This window comes from Clostridioides sp. ES-S-0006-03 (genome assembly GCF_020662275.1).
Lineage (GTDB): Bacteria > Bacillota > Clostridia > Peptostreptococcales > Peptostreptococcaceae > Clostridioides.
Genome location: NZ_JADGMM010000005.1, coordinates 204045 through 220521, shown reverse-complemented (window position 1 = coordinate 220521; position 16477 = coordinate 204045). Strand labels below are relative to the sequence as shown.

Sequence of the window (16477 nt, the reverse complement as noted above, 5' to 3'; positions counted from 1 at the left end):
ATCTATTTTTTAGTTATATTTGTTATATCATTTTCTAATTTATTTTTGTTATAGTCATTTATCATATCTTTAAGAGTAATTGAATCTATAACATCTTCTATACCCTTTTTCATCTTTTCCCAAACTATTTTTGTTACACACATGTTTGAGTTTTCACAGACATCTTCATCTAGTACACAGTCAGATAATGCAACTGGACCTTCCAATACTACAAGTATATCTCCCACTGTTATGTCTTCAGCATTCTTTGAAAGCAAATATCCTCCTTGAGCACCTCTTACACTTTTTACTAGACCCGATTTTTTTAAAGATGAAAATATTTGTTCTAAGTACTGGTCCGATATTTTTTGCTTTTTAGCAATAAATTTTAATGACACTGGTCCATTATCTTGATTTAGTGCTAATTCAAACATTGCCTTTAGTCCATATCTACCTTTAGTAGACAACTTCATACATTATCACCTCTATATAGAAATCTAATTCATACTGTTTTAGTAGGAATTACTTTCAACATAATTTTATTATACCCTACTAATTTTGTCAAGATTAATTTTAATTTTTTTATTTTGAATAAATCCCCCATTTTCCAATGTTTTCAAATCCTAATTTTTTATATATCTTTCCAGCTTCTTCATTATCATAAAACAAACAAGGCATTTTATTCTCTCTTAAAAGTTCTGAACATAGTTTAATTAAACATTTTGTAGCAAGCCCTCTAGCTCTATATTTAGGATGTGTACCTACTCCAATTATCATTGCATGAGTCCTGTTTTCTGATGTACTCTTTGCCATTGATACTACTTCTTTGTTAATCTCTATACAATATCCTCTACCTGTTCTTAAACCATTTTTTAAACTATCTAAAGTTGTACTGTGGAATTCATCTATCAAATCATAAAGCCTAACTGTTTTCTTTAGATTTCCAAGTCTAATTCTCTTTACCTTTTCATTACAATGATTGTCAACTAAAAATTTTTTAGTTCGAAGCTTACAAAAATCAACTATTTTTAAATTATCAAGCCCTAATCGCTTTGCTAAAGCATCTACAGCACTTATTTTTCCAGAAATTTCTTCGTAATCAGTGTCACAAAGCAATTCATAAAAGCCTTCAACATCGTACTCTCCATCTGAATAAAACATCATAAATTCAAAATATTTAAGTAGTACTGCTCTGATTTCACCATTTAAACCTATATCTGCCCATAAATTTAAAAAGTTATTTCCATATCCATATCTTTCAATATCCCCTATTATAAATAAATTGTACTCAGGTTCTTTTTTTAAATATTTCATAACTCTACTATGATAACTTGAGTTAAGCTTTATAATCATAATATCTACCCCCGATACATAAAATTCAACTTAAAAATCGCTATCCAAATATTCTAGATATTTCTTTATATTTTTCTCAGTTTTGTTTTCTTGTGGTATGTAGTAAATACTATCTTTTATGCTATCTGGCAAATACTGTTGTTTTACATAATGATTTTTAAAGTTATGAGGATATTTATATCCACATCCTCTACCTATATCTTTAGAACCAGAATAATGAGCATCTTTTATACTGTTTGGTATGTCTTTAACAAACTCTCTATCTAATTCATCTAATGCTTTCATTATTGCCATACATGCAGAATTAGATTTTGGTGATGTAGCTAAAAGAACAGTAGCTTCTGCTAATGGTATTTTTGCTTCAGGAAATCCAAGCTGCATAGCGGAATCTACACAGGCTTTTACAATAACAACTGCATTTGGATAAGCTAAACCTATATCTTCACTAGCTATTACTAAAAGTCTCCTACAGATACTGATTAAATCTCCACCTTTTATAAGTCTTGCTAAATAGTGTATGGATGCCTGCGGGTCACTTCCCCTTATAGATTTTTGAAATGCACTTAAAATATCATAATGACTATCACCATTTTTATCATAGTTTATAATTTTATTAAATGTAGATTTTTTTACTACATCTGAATCTATATAGATTATGTTATCTTTATTTGGTTTAGTTGAATAAACTACTAATTCTAAAGCATTTAAAGCCCTTCTCATATCTCCATCAGAGATAATAGCTATATCCTCAATAGCATCATTATTACATTCAATATCCATATAACTATCTTCATTTAAAACTTCAATTGCCCTTCTTAAGCCTTTTTCTATATCTAATTTTTCTAAAGGCTTAAATTCAAATATAGTCGCTCTACTTAGAAGAGCTTTATATACATAATGATATGGATTTTCTGTAGTACTAGCAATCAAAGTTATACTACCATTTTCCATAAATTCTAATATCGACTGCTGTTGTTTTTTATTAAAACTTTGTATCTCATCTATATATAGTAAAACCCCATTTATATTATTTATACTTCCAAGTTCTGCTATTACTTTTTTTATATCTTCTAGTGATGAATTAGTGGCATTTATTTTATAAAAATTTTTATTGCTTTTTTCTGCGACAATTTCTGCTACAGTAGTTTTTCCAACACCTGGTGGACCAAAAAATATCATATTTGGCAAAAAATTAGTCTGTAATATCTTAGACAATATTTTTCCATTACCAATTATATGACTTTGACCTATTACATCATTCATTGTTTTTGGTCTTATTTTATCTGCTAAAGGCATATTCCCACTCCTATTCAAAAAAAATATTTCATGATTATTATCCCAATAATCCGTCTAAAAAAGGTATCTATTTGAAATAGATACCTTTTCTAATCACAATCTATAAAATTTAGATTATTGATTGTTTTTTAATTTTTTTAATTCATCTGTAAGTTTATCATTAAGTATTCTTATATGAGTTCCTTTCATACCTAATGATCTTGATTCTATCACACCTGCACTTTCAAATTTTCTAAGTGCATTTACTATAACTGACCTAGTTATACCAACTCTATCAGCTATTTTACTTGCTACAAGTAAGCCTTCTTTACCGTCTAATTCAGCAAAAATATGTTCAACTGCTTCAAGCTCGGAGTAGGACAGAGTGCCTATTGCCATTTGAACTACAGCTTTTTTTCTCATTTCTTCTTCTAATTCTTCACCTATTGCTCTTAATATCTCAAGACCAACAACAGTTGCACTGTATTCAGCTATCACTAAATCATCATCATTAAATGACATTGAATATCTTGAAAGTACTAATGTTCCAAGTCTTTGTCCACTTCCTAATATTGGTACTACAGTAGTATATTTTTGTAATCTTCCTTGTTCTTCAGGGAAAATCTCTAATATCTTCTCACCATTTAAGTTTTCTAGTGTCTCATCAATTTTTAATAAGTTTTGAGTATATTCTTCTGAGAATTTTTTTTGCTTAGTATATTCGTCTTCTATAACTGAGCTATCTTCAATATCATTTAAATGAAGCCCTAGAACTTTACCTTTTGCACTTACTACATAAACATTAGAATTTAATACATCTCCTAATGCTCCGGCCAGTAAATCAAAAGAGACACTGCTTCCACCACTTGTTTGTAATGTTTTATTTATTTTTCTTGTTTTTTGTAATACTTCACTTGCCATTTAATCATCTCCTCATGAAATTTAGGCCTTTTAATAACCTTTATATTTTCTAATATTATTCTCACTTTTAATGAAAATTTATTTTTATATTAGTTGTTCACACTTGAAAGATTATCATAGTTTGGAACCTTTTTCAAGATAATTATGTGATTTTTTTCAATTTTCACTCTTTTCCGTCATTATGCTCTTTTGACTCTTTGTTACATTCTTTATTGGAGCATACTGTTTTCGTTTCAGATTTAGTCACTTTTTCAACCATATATGAACCACACTTTTCACAAAACTCTCCTGTTGGCTTATTCCAAGCTACAAAGTCACAGTTTGGATAATTAGAACATCCATAAAAAGCTTTCCCTCTTTTGGATTTTCTAAGGATAATTTCTCCTTCTTCACATTTTGGACATTTAACACCAATTTTATTCATAATTGGTCTAGTCGTTTTGCAATCAGGATAGTTTTTACAAGCCATAAACTTTCCAAACCTACCATATTTTATAACCATATTAGAGCCACAGTTTTCACAGATTTCATCAGTTTCTTCATCCATATTTATTTTTTCTATATTCTCAAGTGCTTCTTCAATGGCTTCTTTAAGTGGTGCATATGCTTCAGATACAATTTCTTTCCAATCTGTATTTCCCTCTTCTATGACATCAAGCTTACTTTCCATATCAGCAGTAAAATCTACATCTATAAATTTATGAAAATTATTTTCTAAAATATCAGTAACTATTATTCCAAGTTCTGTTGGGCATAGACTTGTGCCTTGCTTTTCAACATATTCTCTATTTAATATAGTAGCTATTGTTGGAGCATACGTACTTGGTCTACCAATTCCCAGTTCTTCCAATGTTTTTACCAAACTGGCTTCTGTATATCTTGCTGGTGGTTGTGTAAAATGTTGGTCTGGCAATATATTTTCTATACTTAATATATCTCCTTTTTCTATACTTGGTAGAATCTTATCTTCTCTTTCTGAAAAATTGTATACCTTAGTATATCCATCAAATTTCATTTTTGAACCAGTGGCTTTAAATACAATATCTCCAGCCTTACATTCTACATTTAGTATATCGAATACTGAATCCTCCATTTGACTTGCTATAAATCTTCTCCAAATTAAATTATACAGCTTATATTGGTCTTTACTCAATGAAGCTTTTATGCTATCAGGAGTTCTATCAACGGAAGTTGGTCTTATTGCCTCATGTGCATCTTGAACCTTTTTAGTGTCTGGTTTTTCTTTTTTTTCTACAGGGTTTTTATAATAATTTTCACCTAAGTCACTTATTATATAATTCTTAGCTTTTTCTTTTGCTTCATCAGATATTCTCTTAGAATCAGTTCTTATATATGATATAAGACCAACAGTGCCTTCACCTTCTATATCTATACCTTCATATAGTTCTTGCGCTATCATCATTGTTTTTTTAGTAGTAAAAAACAACTTATTTGCACCTTCTTGTTGAAGCATACTTGTTGTAAATGGTTTTGGAGCTGATTTACGTCTTGATTTAGATTCTATCTTTTCAACTTTTAAATCCTTTCCTTCCATTTCTTTTAGTATTTCATTAACAGCATCTTCATTTTCTAATTCAATTTTTTCATCGTTCTTGCCATAAAATTTTAAAGTTATATCTTTATCTTTTGCTGTCTTTGCTTCAACATCTATTGTCCAATATTCTTTTGGAATAAACGCTTTTATCTCTTTTTCTCTATCACAAATTAATTTTGTTGTTACTGATTGTACTCTACCTGCACTAAGACCTTTTCTAACCTTTTGCCATAATATAGGGCTTATTTGATATCCTAAAAGTCTATCCAATACTCTTCTAGCTTGTTGTGCATCTACTAAGTTTATATCAATATTTCTAGGATGCTTAATTGCTTTTTTAATTGCATCTTTAGTTATTTCATTAAACTCAATTCTACAATCATCAGATTCATCTAAATTTAGTATATGAGCTAAATGCCATGATATAGCTTCACCTTCTCTATCAGGGTCAGTTGCTAGATACACTTGTTTAGATTTTTTAGCTTCTTTTTTTAATTCCTTTATTACATCGCCTTTTCCTCGTATATTTATATATTGAGGTTCAAAATTGTTTTCTATATCTACACCTAATTTACTTTTAGGTAAATCTCTAACATGACCAACTGATGCTTTTACTGTATAATGACTTTTACCTAAAAATTTTTCTATGGTCTTAGCTTTTGCAGGCGATTCTACGATGACTAATGTTTTGGCCATAAAACCACACACCCCCACTACCTAATCTTAATTTATACATTTAAACTGTACGTTTTATTATTCATCTCTATTACTAACTCATTTAGTACTAATTCATTGATTATTGAATTTACATACTTTATTTCTATACCAGTATAATCACAAATACTATCTATATGCAAGCTTCCTTCTCTTTTTATAGCTTCAATTATTTGCTTAGACTTGGCATTTAAACTTATATTATCATATTTTTGATTTATTTTTTTATTGATAATATTAAATATGTTATACTCATTCAAAATATCATCTATATTTTCAATTAATTTCGCACCTTCTTTTATAATTTTATGACATCCTCTACTCATTTGAGAATTTATATTACCAGGTACTGCAAAAACATTTTTTCCATGTTCAAGAGCAAACTCTACTGTTATTAATGCACCACTTCGTATTGCTGCTTCTACAACCACTACTCCATCACTTAATCCACTAATAATTCTATTTCTATTAGAAAAATGATATGGAGCTACTGTTGAGTTAATATTATACTCTGATAATAATAGTCCCCCATTTTCTAATATTTTATTTGATAAATGTAAATTTTGTTTTGGAAGAGGGTTGTCTACTCCTGAACCAAGAACCGCTATAGTCTTAGATTTTCCATTCATACAACCTATATGTGAATATGCATCTATTCCTATGGCTAATCCACTTACTATATTAACTCCATATTGAGACAATTGACAACTCATTGTTTTTGCACAATTAATTCCATAAGCTGTAGGCTTTCTTGAACCTACTATAGCTATATTAAAATTATTATTAACTAAACTTATGTCACCTTTGTAAAATAATAACTTTGGAGCATTGTATATATTCTTCAAATTTTCAGGATATTCTTCATCATATTGGCAAATATATTTAATTGTTTTTTTGTAAAGTAGTTCTTTTATATTTTCTAAATAAGCGTGACCTCTATATTTTACTATATTTTTTCTAATATTCAAGCTTATATTTTTTAAATTATATATTTCTTTTTCAGAAAAATCAAATATATCTTCAATATTTACTATATTATTTTCTATTATTTCAATTGTTTTTGTTGTTATTCCACTAATTGATTTTAACCATAAATAGATATCTTTTTTCTCCATAAAATACACCTCAAAAACTTATTTAAAATAGCTATAATAAGCTCTTCTAAATGAAAAAGCTTCTATAATACACTGTGAATTTATCAACTCTATTCCTTCTAAATCAGCTATTGTTCTTGCCATCTTTAAAAGTTTTGTATAACTTCTACTACTTAAATTATATTTATTAAATATTACTTTAGCCATTTTTGAAGCTTCTTTTTCTAATTTACAATATTTTAATAAATTAGAAGCCTTAATTTCACTATTATTTTTTATATTATCTTCTTTAAATCTATTTATTTGTATTTTTCTAGCATTTTCTACTCTCGTCTTTATTTTTTGAGAACTTTCTTCTTGTTTTGATGAATTTAAATCATCATATTTTACAGTATTTACTTCTACAAAAATATCAAACCTATCTAATAATGGTCCTGATATTTTATTTATGTATTTATTAATTTCATTGCTCCTACATCTACACTCTGTATTTGACATATAATAACCACATGGACATGGATTCATAGCTGCAATTAGTAATACTCTACAGGGATATTTTGTACTATACTTTACTCTAGATATATTTACATACCCATCTTCTATAGGTTGTCTCAAAGTCTCAAGTATTTTCCTATCAAATTCAGCGATTTCATCTAAAAACAAAATCCCCCTATGTGCTAGTGCTACTTCTCCAGGTCTTGCATCTGTTCCTCCACCAATTAAAGACTGCTTTGTAGTTGTATGATGAGGCGCTCTAAAAGGTCTCTTATCGATTATGCCTTTATTTTCATCTATCATACCCAATACACTATAAACCTTACTTACTTCTACCATCTCTTCTATACTTATATCTGGCAAAATTGTTATTACTCGTTTTGCAATCATTGTTTTACCTGAACCTGGAGGCCCAATCATAAGCATATTATGATTTCCAGCAGCGGCTATCTCTGCGCTTCTCTTTATAAAATAATTTCCTCTAACATCCTTAAAATCTTCATCATGTTTGCTTTCTTTTGTATCATAAAACTCAGGATATTTACAATATGTATAATTCCCATTTGTTTCTATTTCTTCATTTAAAAAAGACATTATTTTTTCTTTATCGACTTTTATTTCTCCATTTAAAAAACCTATACATTCTTTTAAACTTTTAATAGGTATTATATCAATTTCTTCTATAAATAAACTTTCTCTTATATTGTCAACTGGTATAAAAATACGCTTTATATTTTGGGTTTTTGCACCTATAATTATTGGTAATATCCCTCTTACTTTTCTTATTTTTCCATCTAGTGATAATTCTCCTATAAACATACTTTCTCTTATATAATTTTCATCTTTTTCTATTAACCCTCTTAAAAGACCTATACTTATTGATAAATCTAAAAAAGCACCTTCTTTTTTTATATCTGCTGGTGATAAATTTACAACAATTCTTGTATTTGGAAATTTATATCCACTATTTATAATAGCTGATTTAACTCTCTCTCTCGCCTCTTTAATTTCCTTACTTGGAAGACCGACAATATTAAAGCTAGGTATACCATTACTTGTATCCACCTCAACCTTTACTAGAAAACTTTCAATTCCTATTAAATTACTTGAGTTAATAATACTTAACATATAATAATCCTTTCCAAACCTTTATCTTTCTTAAAAAGCATTCATTATGTGATTTACTCTTTTTTCTGATAAATAAACTTCTACAATATCAAATCTTATGGGAATATTATGTAAATTATTTTTTGTGATATAGTATTTAGCAATCTCAACTATCTTTTTTCTCTTCTTGAAATTTACAGATTCACAAGGATAACCATACCTTAAACTAGACCTTGATTTTACTTCTACAAATACAATCTCATCATCTATCCTTACTATTATATCGACCTCTCCAATCTTTAATCTGTAGTTTTTTTCTAATAGTTTTGCGCCTTTTGACAATAAATAATTAATTGCTACTTCTTCTCCAAAATCACCTTTTTCTTTGTTATTCATTTTTTACTCCAATACATTAAATTTTTACTTTTTGATTATGGTCAGTATACGATTTAACTATTCAAATTTTTTAGATTGATTTTATTTCTATTAATATTAATAGATACTTCTATTGACTTTATTCTTTTATGATATTATCCTAGTTTTCATAAGGAAAGTTTATTTTTATGGAGGAGTCCTTTTAATGAATAGAAAAAAATTAGTTACTTTTATACGATATTTGTCCCTATTTATAGTACTTGTAAGTTCTTTAAACACTACTGAAAATATATTGTATCCAGTTATAACCATAATAATATTATTTCTAATTATAATAAATAATCAAGTCAGATTTTTTTCTTTATCAAATAATAGTAGACTTGTACTTATTTCTTATTTTTTAGAATTTGCTTTAATTTTCATATTATATAATTGTACAAAGACTTTTAATTCAGTTTACTTTGTTCCTTTAATTTTGGACATATCATTTTTTATAAATGAAAAATACAAATACATATTATTATTTTTCATTATAGTATCTTCTTTTATTATTAGTTTAGACAAAAACTTGTATCTAGCGTTGGAATCAAGTTCAATATTATTGATTATATCTATACTTTCTATATATATAGAAAGTGAAAATATATCTAAATTATACAATCAAAATCTTTATGATAAACTTAGAATTTCTAAAGATAAATTAAAAAAATCTAATTCTGATTTAGAAATTTATGCAAGTTCTATAGAAGAACTAGCCATTTTAAAAGAGAGAAACCGAATATCTAGAGAAATACATGATAGTGTTGGACATTCTCTTTCTACAACAATAATACAGCTAAGTGCTATAGAAAAGCTCTTAACTGATAAGCCAGAAGTATCTGATTTAGTACATGAACTCAGAGAATTCGTAAATGAAAGTTTTCAAGATGTTAGAAGAGCTATATCTGAGTTAAAACCTATTGAATATGAAAATTATCAAAATTTATTTAAAATTAAAGAACTAATTAAAAGCTTTATTAAGCTTACAAATATTAATGTAAGACTAACTATATCAAAAAACACTTGGAACCTATCTAGAGCTCAGTCTATAGCTTTATATAGACTTATTCAAGAATCGCTTTCCAATGCATCAAGACATGGAAAAGCAAGTAAAATCAAAATTTTTATAACATTTAATCCTTCAAATCTTATAGTTACGATTAGTGATAATGGTATAGGATGTGAAAATATAAAAAAAGGAAATGGAATTAACAGTATTAGCGAAAGAATATATGAACTAAATGGAAAAGTTGAATTTGATAATCACAATGATGGATTTACAATTAGAGCTTCTTTTCCCAAATTTTTAGGGGGTGATTTTTTTGAGTAAAATCAAAGTTCTTATAGTTGATGATGAAAAACTAATTAGGAAAGGTCTTAAGATTATATTGTCATCTTATGATGATTTGGAGATAATTGGAGATGCCTCTAATGGATATGAGGCTTTAGAATTTTGTAAGTCAAATGAGGTAGATGTTGTTCTTATGGATATTAGAATGAATATTTGTGATGGTGTTTTAGGTACAAGACTTATAAAAGAATATGATGAGTCAATAGCACTATTAATTTTAACTACATTTAATGATGATGAATATATAAAGGATGCAATGAAATTTGGAGCTTCAGGTTACCTTTTAAAAGACAGCTCTGATGAAGTGTTACATGAGGGAATACGCTCTTCATTTTTTGGCAATGTTGTACTTGACAAAAATGTAATTGAAAAAATTATGTCAGTTGAAAAAACTGTCGAACACGAACATATTTCTAATATATATAATTTAACTGAAAAAGAAATATCCATAATTAAGTTAATTGCAGATGGGCTTAGTAATAAAGAAATAAGTCAAGAATTATTTTTATCTGAGGGTACCATAAAAAATAATATAACTAATATTTTAGGTAAATTGGAACTTAGAGATAGGACTCAATTGGCTATATTTGCTTTCAAAAATAAAATTGTAATATAATATGTCAATAAAAAAGCTAAACTATAAACAAAATTTTAAAAAACTTAACTTATAATAAATATAAAACTATAAAGTGACTTAAGTCACTTTTTTTAGTGACTTATAGTAATAGAAATACACCTATTAATTCTTTATTATAATATTATAGATTTTTAAATTACACAAAAATATTTTGGGAGGGATTTTTATGGATATAGTTAAAGTAAATAATATAACAAAAAGATTTAATGATAAGTTAGCACTTGATAACATTAGCTTTTCTGTTAAAGAAGGGGAAATATTTGGACTTATTGGTCCAAATGGTGCTGGTAAATCTACACTTATAAGTATAATTACCAATCTTACTTTACCAAATAGTGGTAATATTCAAATAAATGGTATAGATTTGTCGGCAGATCCTATGAGTGCAAAATCTATAATAGGATTAGTTCCACAGGAATTAGCAATTATGGAAACACTAACTCCTTTTGATAACTTAGAATACTTTGGAGCTTTCTATGGATTGAAGGGCAAGTTACTTCAAGATAGAATCAATGAGGCCTTGGAAGTTACAGGTCTAGCTGAAGTTAAAAAGAAAAAAGTAAAAAAATTATCTGGTGGTATGCAAAGAAGATTAAATATTGGGATAGCACTTTTAAACCACCCTAAAATATTAATATTAGATGAACCAACTGTAGGTGTTGACCCTCAATCAAGAAATCACATTTTTAATTTTATAAAAGATATATCTGAAAAACAAAAAACTACTATTATATATACATCTCATTATATGGAAGAAGTTGAACATCTTTGTTCTAAAATCTTTATTATGGATGAAGGTAAAGAAGTTGCTTTTGGGGATAATAATTATCTAAAATCAATAGTATCTACAAGTACAAAATTAATTATGGAAATAAAAAATATAAATGCTCAACTTATATTTGATTTAAAAAATACTAAAGGAGTTATATCTGTTTTAGAAAATACTTCAGTAATAGCATTAGATGTAGATAAAAACTTTCTGCTAACAGATGCACTTTCTGCTGTTGATAAAAACAATTCAAAAGTAGTACGTATATCTTATGAAGAACCTAGTTTAGAAGATGTATTCTTAAATCTAACAGGTAAAAATTTAAGAGACTAATGGGGGTGATTTTATGAAATTATATATAAGTGTAAAAACTATGTTAAAAGGTCTGAAAAGTTCCTTCATGATTAGTTTGCTATATTTCTTGGCTCTTCCTTTACTTTTAGCTTGGTTCCTTGGAATGGTAACAGGAGATATGTTTCAAAATCCTATAAAAACAGAACCTATATCAATCGTTGTATATGACAAAGATAGTTCCAAGTTATCAAGTAATTTGACAAACTTTTTAAAAGGTGATTTATCTTCTGTACTAAAAATAAACAAAGATGATTCTGATGCAGATTTAAAACTTACAATACCTAAGGGATACGAAAACAATATTCTAAATGAAAAATCAAATACTTTAAATATAGAAAAACTTGGAACTAATGATGACTTAGCAATACTACTTCAAAACATATTAGATACTTATCATGAAAAATTATATTTAAATAATTCTCAAAAACTAAGTTCAGAAGATTTTTCTAAGTTGTTTAATAAAAGTTCTATTGCTACTTCTATAATAAAAAGCGATATCGAACAAAACTCATATGAATACTTTGCTTTAGTTTCATTGGGATTCCTTGTAATAATTTTCATAATGAATAATATTTTGTCAAATTATATAAGTGAATCAAAAGGGCTTTCAAAAAGACTTTATTCTATGCCTATAACTAGAGTGCAGTATTTAATTTACGACTTTGTAGGTTTATGGATTTACTCATTTATATTTCTATTATTATATGTTTTATTTTTTAGAATACTAGGAATAACATTTAAAGGTAATCTTGCCATATTGACCTTACTATGTGCTTTATCATCATATTTTATGACTTCGATATCTATTTTTGTAACTAGTTTTTTTAGTAAAAAATATGGTACATTCATAGTTTATATGTTACTTTTCTTACAGACAATTTTTGGAGGTATTTTTAACATGATAAGTGAAACTTTTACTAAGTTTACTAGTTTATCTCCAACTTATTTGATAGGAGCTCTATATAGTGACTATGAAAGCTTCAATACTTTAAGTTCAATAAGTAATTTAATTGTAACATGCTTAGTTGCCTCTACAATATTGATTATATTCTCTATTGTAAAAGAAAAATATAAATGGAGGGAGATTTAATAATGATTAGATTAATTCTTGCAAATATAAAAAGATATATAAAAAATCCTTCTCTTTTAGCTAGTATGGTTATGATTCCTATTATATTAGTTGTTTCTCTTAACCTTTTTTCTAGTAAATCAGACAATCAATCTATGTACTTTTCTCCAGTAGCAGTTGTATCTCACTCTTCAGGAAAATATGAACATAAATTGATAAATAATTCAAAGTTAAAGGAAAACACATTTAGATTAAATGAAGAAGATAAAGCTATGAACTTACTAAAAAATAATAAAGTTTCTGCAGTATTTGTTTTAGACAAAAATTTTTCAACTGATATAGATAACTTAAAAAGACCTGCTGTTAAATGTTTTAAAACTGAAAATGGTGGTGGTAGTCTTTGGGCGGAATCAGAAATAGAATCTTTTATCAATAATTCTTTAAAATCAAAAATAGATAGAAATCTGGATGAAAAATTAACTAAAACAACTATAGTTGATAGCAAACCTGATAAAAACACAAATTTATTTTTACCAGTTTTCTTAATATGTTATTTTATGTATATTAACGCAGCGCATCTTGCTTCTGACTTATTTTCATTAAAAAAATCAAATGTTTTAAGAAGGCTTATTTCTACAAAACATAAAGATATAAAAATAATTTTTAGCATACTCTTAGGTTTATTTTTTATTCAAGCAATTGTATACACTTTAATACTTGGATGCCTTACATTTGTTGGAGATTTTAAATTAACTCTAAATGTATTAATGATTGTACTAGCAAATAGTTTTGTTTCCACTGGATTTGTATTTTGTATAGCTAGAGTATTCAAAAATGAAAACTCTATAAGCCTTGTAACTACATTTTATTCTTTAATAGGTTTAGCTATATCTATATCTAGTCTGATACCATCAATGAGTGAATTATCATTTATGGCTAATCTATCAAAGCTTACACCTTTTTACTGGACTATAAACGCTATTAAAAGCAATGATAGCATTTTAATAAATGTAATCGTTCTAATACTTATTGGAATAGTATTTGTAACAGCTGGAAGTTTTAAATTAAGAGATTTTGCAAAAAACTAATGATTACTAAATATAGTTAGTCTATAATTTTATACAATACTAACATAATATTTCAAGATGTTAAATTATTTTATATTATATTTTTATAGTTAGTTTTATAGTTGGTTTTAACCACTTTTGATGCTAAACTTAGTATTATATATTAATATTTTTGACTTGTCAATAGTTTTATGATATAATATTAATTATTAGATAATTAAAGCATTGTACCCAAATTGCAATATCTAAAATTCAGTTTGGAGGTATAACTAACATATGTATAATATCGGTGAAAGTGTGATGTATCCAAAAGAGGGAGCCTGTTATGTAAGTGATATTGTAACCAAGGAAATAAATAAACATATGCAGAAATACTACGAATTAACTGTCATTTTCAATAGTACTCTTAAAATTTCTATTCCTGTTCTGAATGCTGACAAGATTGGTGTCCGTCCAATTATGAACGAAAATGAAATTGATAATTTTATCCAATCTATTAACAAAACAGATGCTATATGGATTTTTGATAGAAAGAAGCGGCTTAAATTATACCACGATAAATTTCATTCAGGAGATATCTTTGAGATTGTAAAATTAATTAAGATGCTTATGATACAAGATTGTTCAAAACAATTATGTAGTACAGATAAAGACTTTTTAAATAAAGCTCAGAGATTTGCTTTATCGGAATTAGCTGCTGCTCAATGTAAATCCTATACAATCGTATTAGAAGAAATGAAAAAACATATTCTAAATCCGAAAAATAATAATTAAACCAGTCTTTAAGACTGGTTTTATTTTTTAGATTAATCATATTTATTACCATATTTTACTTTAGATTTCATAATCTAGTGTTCATAATCTAGTGTTTATAAAGCCATCTTAACTAGAATATATTTTATACAACAAAAAACCAAGTGTAAGTCAGTAATATGATTTACACTTGGTCAACAAAATCTAATCTTCCTCAAGTTCCTTTTTTTCTTCCAATAATACATTCAATTCATTTGCTTCTAAAATCTGTGCTTCTGCAATGTCAAGTAACTCTTGTTGCCATTCCACACATTTATCTTTGTAATCAAAAGGTAGCGTTCTGTCAACTATGTACTTATCGATACATTCCTCCGCACTTTTAACTATTTGCTTTCTCTCATCAATAAATTTTTCCAATTCTACTAAGGCTTCTTCATAAGCTTTTTTACTCATATAAATTCCCCCTTTGTATAATTGTTCTACATTAAAATGATTTTTCCTCTTTTTTGTATAAAAATTTATTTGTATATAACTTTTCCATCAATATCTTTTATAGTTTGACATCCAGTTAATATCATAGAACCACTTAATTCTGATTGAAGTTTATTTACATAAGTTTCTACACCATCAGTTGCTCCACCAAATGAAGCTGTTACAAAAGGTCTTCCTATTAATACTGCATCTGCCCCTAGACCTATCATTTTTAATACATCCAACCCTGTTCTAACTCCACCATCTGCAAGTATTGTAACTTTACCTTTAACAGACTCAGCAATCTTTGGTAAAACTTCACATGCTCCTGGAGTACAGTCAAGTACTCTTCCTCCATGATTTGATACAACAATTGCATCTACACCTGCTTCAACTGCCATTAACGCATCTTCTACAGTCATTATTCCCTTTAATATAAATGGTAATTTAGTAGATTTAACTAATTCTTTTATTTGGTCAACATTTTTAGGAAGTACCGGTTTTCCATGTAGTGATAAAGTTACTAAACCACAAGCATCTATATCAACTCCAACTGCAAATGCTCCAGCTTCTTCAGCCAATCTTATTTTTTTTATAATATTTTCATTGTCCCAAGGTTTAATAAATACAATTCCAGCACCATTATACTTTTTAACTACATCTAAATTTTCCATTAAAAATGCATCTACTGCTGTATCTCCAACCATTGCATAGATACCACTATTGACACATCCTGCAACTACTGGTTCTATGTAATCTCTTTCATTTATTTTTCCACCCATATTTAAAGTAGTTCCTGTTACTGGAGCTGCAAATATAGGAGCACTCATTTTTTTTCCGAACATTTCTATAGATGTATCAGGATTTGAAACATCATGTATTACTCTCATATTTACTTTTACTTTTTCTAAACTCTTGCTATTTTCTATAAAAGAAGAACCACTTCCTTTACCTCCCATACCAGGTACTTCACCTGCACAGACAACTCCATTGCAAACTTTACAAACTTTACAACTTCCATTTAAATTTTCTCTAGCATTTTTTAATAGTTCATTATAATCCATCTCTAATCCCCCATTAATTATAGTAATTTATATAA

General features: G+C 27.4%; 16 protein-coding genes. 6 read left to right on the top strand and 10 right to left on the bottom strand.

What is annotated here, in order from left to right; genetic code table 11:
- Positions 1-2: 2 nt before the first annotated feature.
- The 8 genes from IR151_RS09015 to IR151_RS08980 form a co-directional block, all read right to left on the bottom strand.
- Positions 3-452 (bottom strand): RrF2 family transcriptional regulator, encoded by a 450-nt coding sequence (locus IR151_RS09015; protein ID WP_227434188.1) that lies wholly within the window; start codon positions 450-452, stop codon positions 3-5.
- Between the two features lie 109 nt (positions 453-561).
- Positions 562-1332 (bottom strand): GNAT family N-acetyltransferase, encoded by a 771-nt coding sequence (locus tag IR151_RS09010; RefSeq protein ID WP_227434187.1) that lies wholly within the window; start codon positions 1330-1332, stop codon positions 562-564.
- A 30-nt stretch (positions 1333-1362) separates the two neighbouring features.
- Positions 1363-2628, bottom strand: coding sequence for a replication-associated recombination protein A (locus IR151_RS09005; protein WP_227434186.1), 1266 nt, complete (start codon positions 2626-2628; stop codon positions 1363-1365).
- A gap of 114 nt (positions 2629-2742) precedes the next feature.
- The gene (gene codY / locus IR151_RS09000) at positions 2743-3528 is read right to left on the bottom strand and encodes a GTP-sensing pleiotropic transcriptional regulator CodY (RefSeq protein WP_227434185.1); all 786 of its coding nucleotides are present in this window, start codon (positions 3526-3528) and stop codon (positions 2743-2745) included.
- Between the two features lie 163 nt (positions 3529-3691).
- Positions 3692-5779 (bottom strand): type I DNA topoisomerase, encoded by a 2088-nt coding sequence (gene topA / locus IR151_RS08995; protein ID WP_227434184.1) that lies wholly within the window; start codon positions 5777-5779, stop codon positions 3692-3694.
- A 32-nt stretch (positions 5780-5811) separates the two neighbouring features.
- A complete protein-coding gene (gene dprA, locus IR151_RS08990; RefSeq protein ID WP_227434183.1) occupies positions 5812-6912 on the bottom strand; it encodes a DNA-processing protein DprA in 1101 nt (366 codons plus the stop codon).
- An 18-nt stretch (positions 6913-6930) separates the two neighbouring features.
- Positions 6931-8514 carry a YifB family Mg chelatase-like AAA ATPase gene (locus IR151_RS08985; protein WP_227434182.1) on the bottom strand — a complete coding sequence of 528 codons (1584 nt, stop codon included), beginning with the start codon at positions 8512-8514 and terminating at the stop codon, positions 6931-6933.
- Positions 8515-8544: 30 nt separating this feature from the next.
- Positions 8545-8889, bottom strand: a complete 345-nt coding sequence (locus IR151_RS08980) for a YraN family protein (protein ID WP_227434181.1) — start codon at positions 8887-8889, stop codon at positions 8545-8547.
- 184 nt (positions 8890-9073) lie between these two features.
- Between IR151_RS08980 and IR151_RS08975 the strand changes: the two genes are divergently transcribed.
- The 6 genes from IR151_RS08975 (at position 9074) to IR151_RS08950 (ending at position 14928) form a co-directional block, all read left to right on the top strand.
- Positions 9074-10237, top strand: coding sequence for a sensor histidine kinase (locus IR151_RS08975; RefSeq protein ID WP_227434180.1), 1164 nt, complete (start codon positions 9074-9076; stop codon positions 10235-10237).
- Positions 10230-10874: a response regulator transcription factor gene (locus IR151_RS08970; protein WP_227434179.1), complete on the top strand. Its 645-nt coding sequence runs from the start codon at positions 10230-10232 to the stop codon at positions 10872-10874. The genes IR151_RS08975 and IR151_RS08970 overlap by 8 nt, the downstream gene beginning before the upstream one ends.
- Positions 10875-11061: 187 nt before the next feature.
- Positions 11062-11997 carry an ABC transporter ATP-binding protein gene (locus IR151_RS08965; protein WP_227434178.1) on the top strand — a complete coding sequence of 312 codons (936 nt, stop codon included), beginning with the start codon at positions 11062-11064 and terminating at the stop codon, positions 11995-11997.
- Between the two features lie 13 nt (positions 11998-12010).
- The gene (locus IR151_RS08960) at positions 12011-13108 is read left to right on the top strand and encodes an ABC transporter permease (protein WP_227434177.1); all 1098 of its coding nucleotides are present in this window, start codon (positions 12011-12013) and stop codon (positions 13106-13108) included.
- Between the two features lie 2 nt (positions 13109-13110).
- Entirely contained in the window at positions 13111-14175 is a 1065-nt protein-coding gene (locus IR151_RS08955) for an ABC transporter permease (RefSeq protein WP_227434176.1), read from the top strand.
- 255 nt (positions 14176-14430) lie between these two features.
- The gene (locus IR151_RS08950; protein ID WP_227434175.1) at positions 14431-14928 is read left to right on the top strand and encodes a CarD family transcriptional regulator; all 498 of its coding nucleotides are present in this window, start codon (positions 14431-14433) and stop codon (positions 14926-14928) included.
- 183 nt (positions 14929-15111) lie between these two features.
- Here IR151_RS08950 and IR151_RS08945 read toward each other — a convergent pair whose 3' ends face one another.
- Both IR151_RS08945 and IR151_RS08940 read right to left on the bottom strand, forming a co-directional pair.
- The gene (locus IR151_RS08945; RefSeq protein ID WP_227434174.1) at positions 15112-15360 is read right to left on the bottom strand and encodes a hypothetical protein; all 249 of its coding nucleotides are present in this window, start codon (positions 15358-15360) and stop codon (positions 15112-15114) included.
- Between the two features lie 65 nt (positions 15361-15425).
- A complete protein-coding gene (locus IR151_RS08940) occupies positions 15426-16442 on the bottom strand; it encodes an alpha-hydroxy-acid oxidizing protein (RefSeq protein ID WP_227434173.1) in 1017 nt (338 codons plus the stop codon).
- Positions 16443-16477 lie beyond the last annotated feature (35 nt).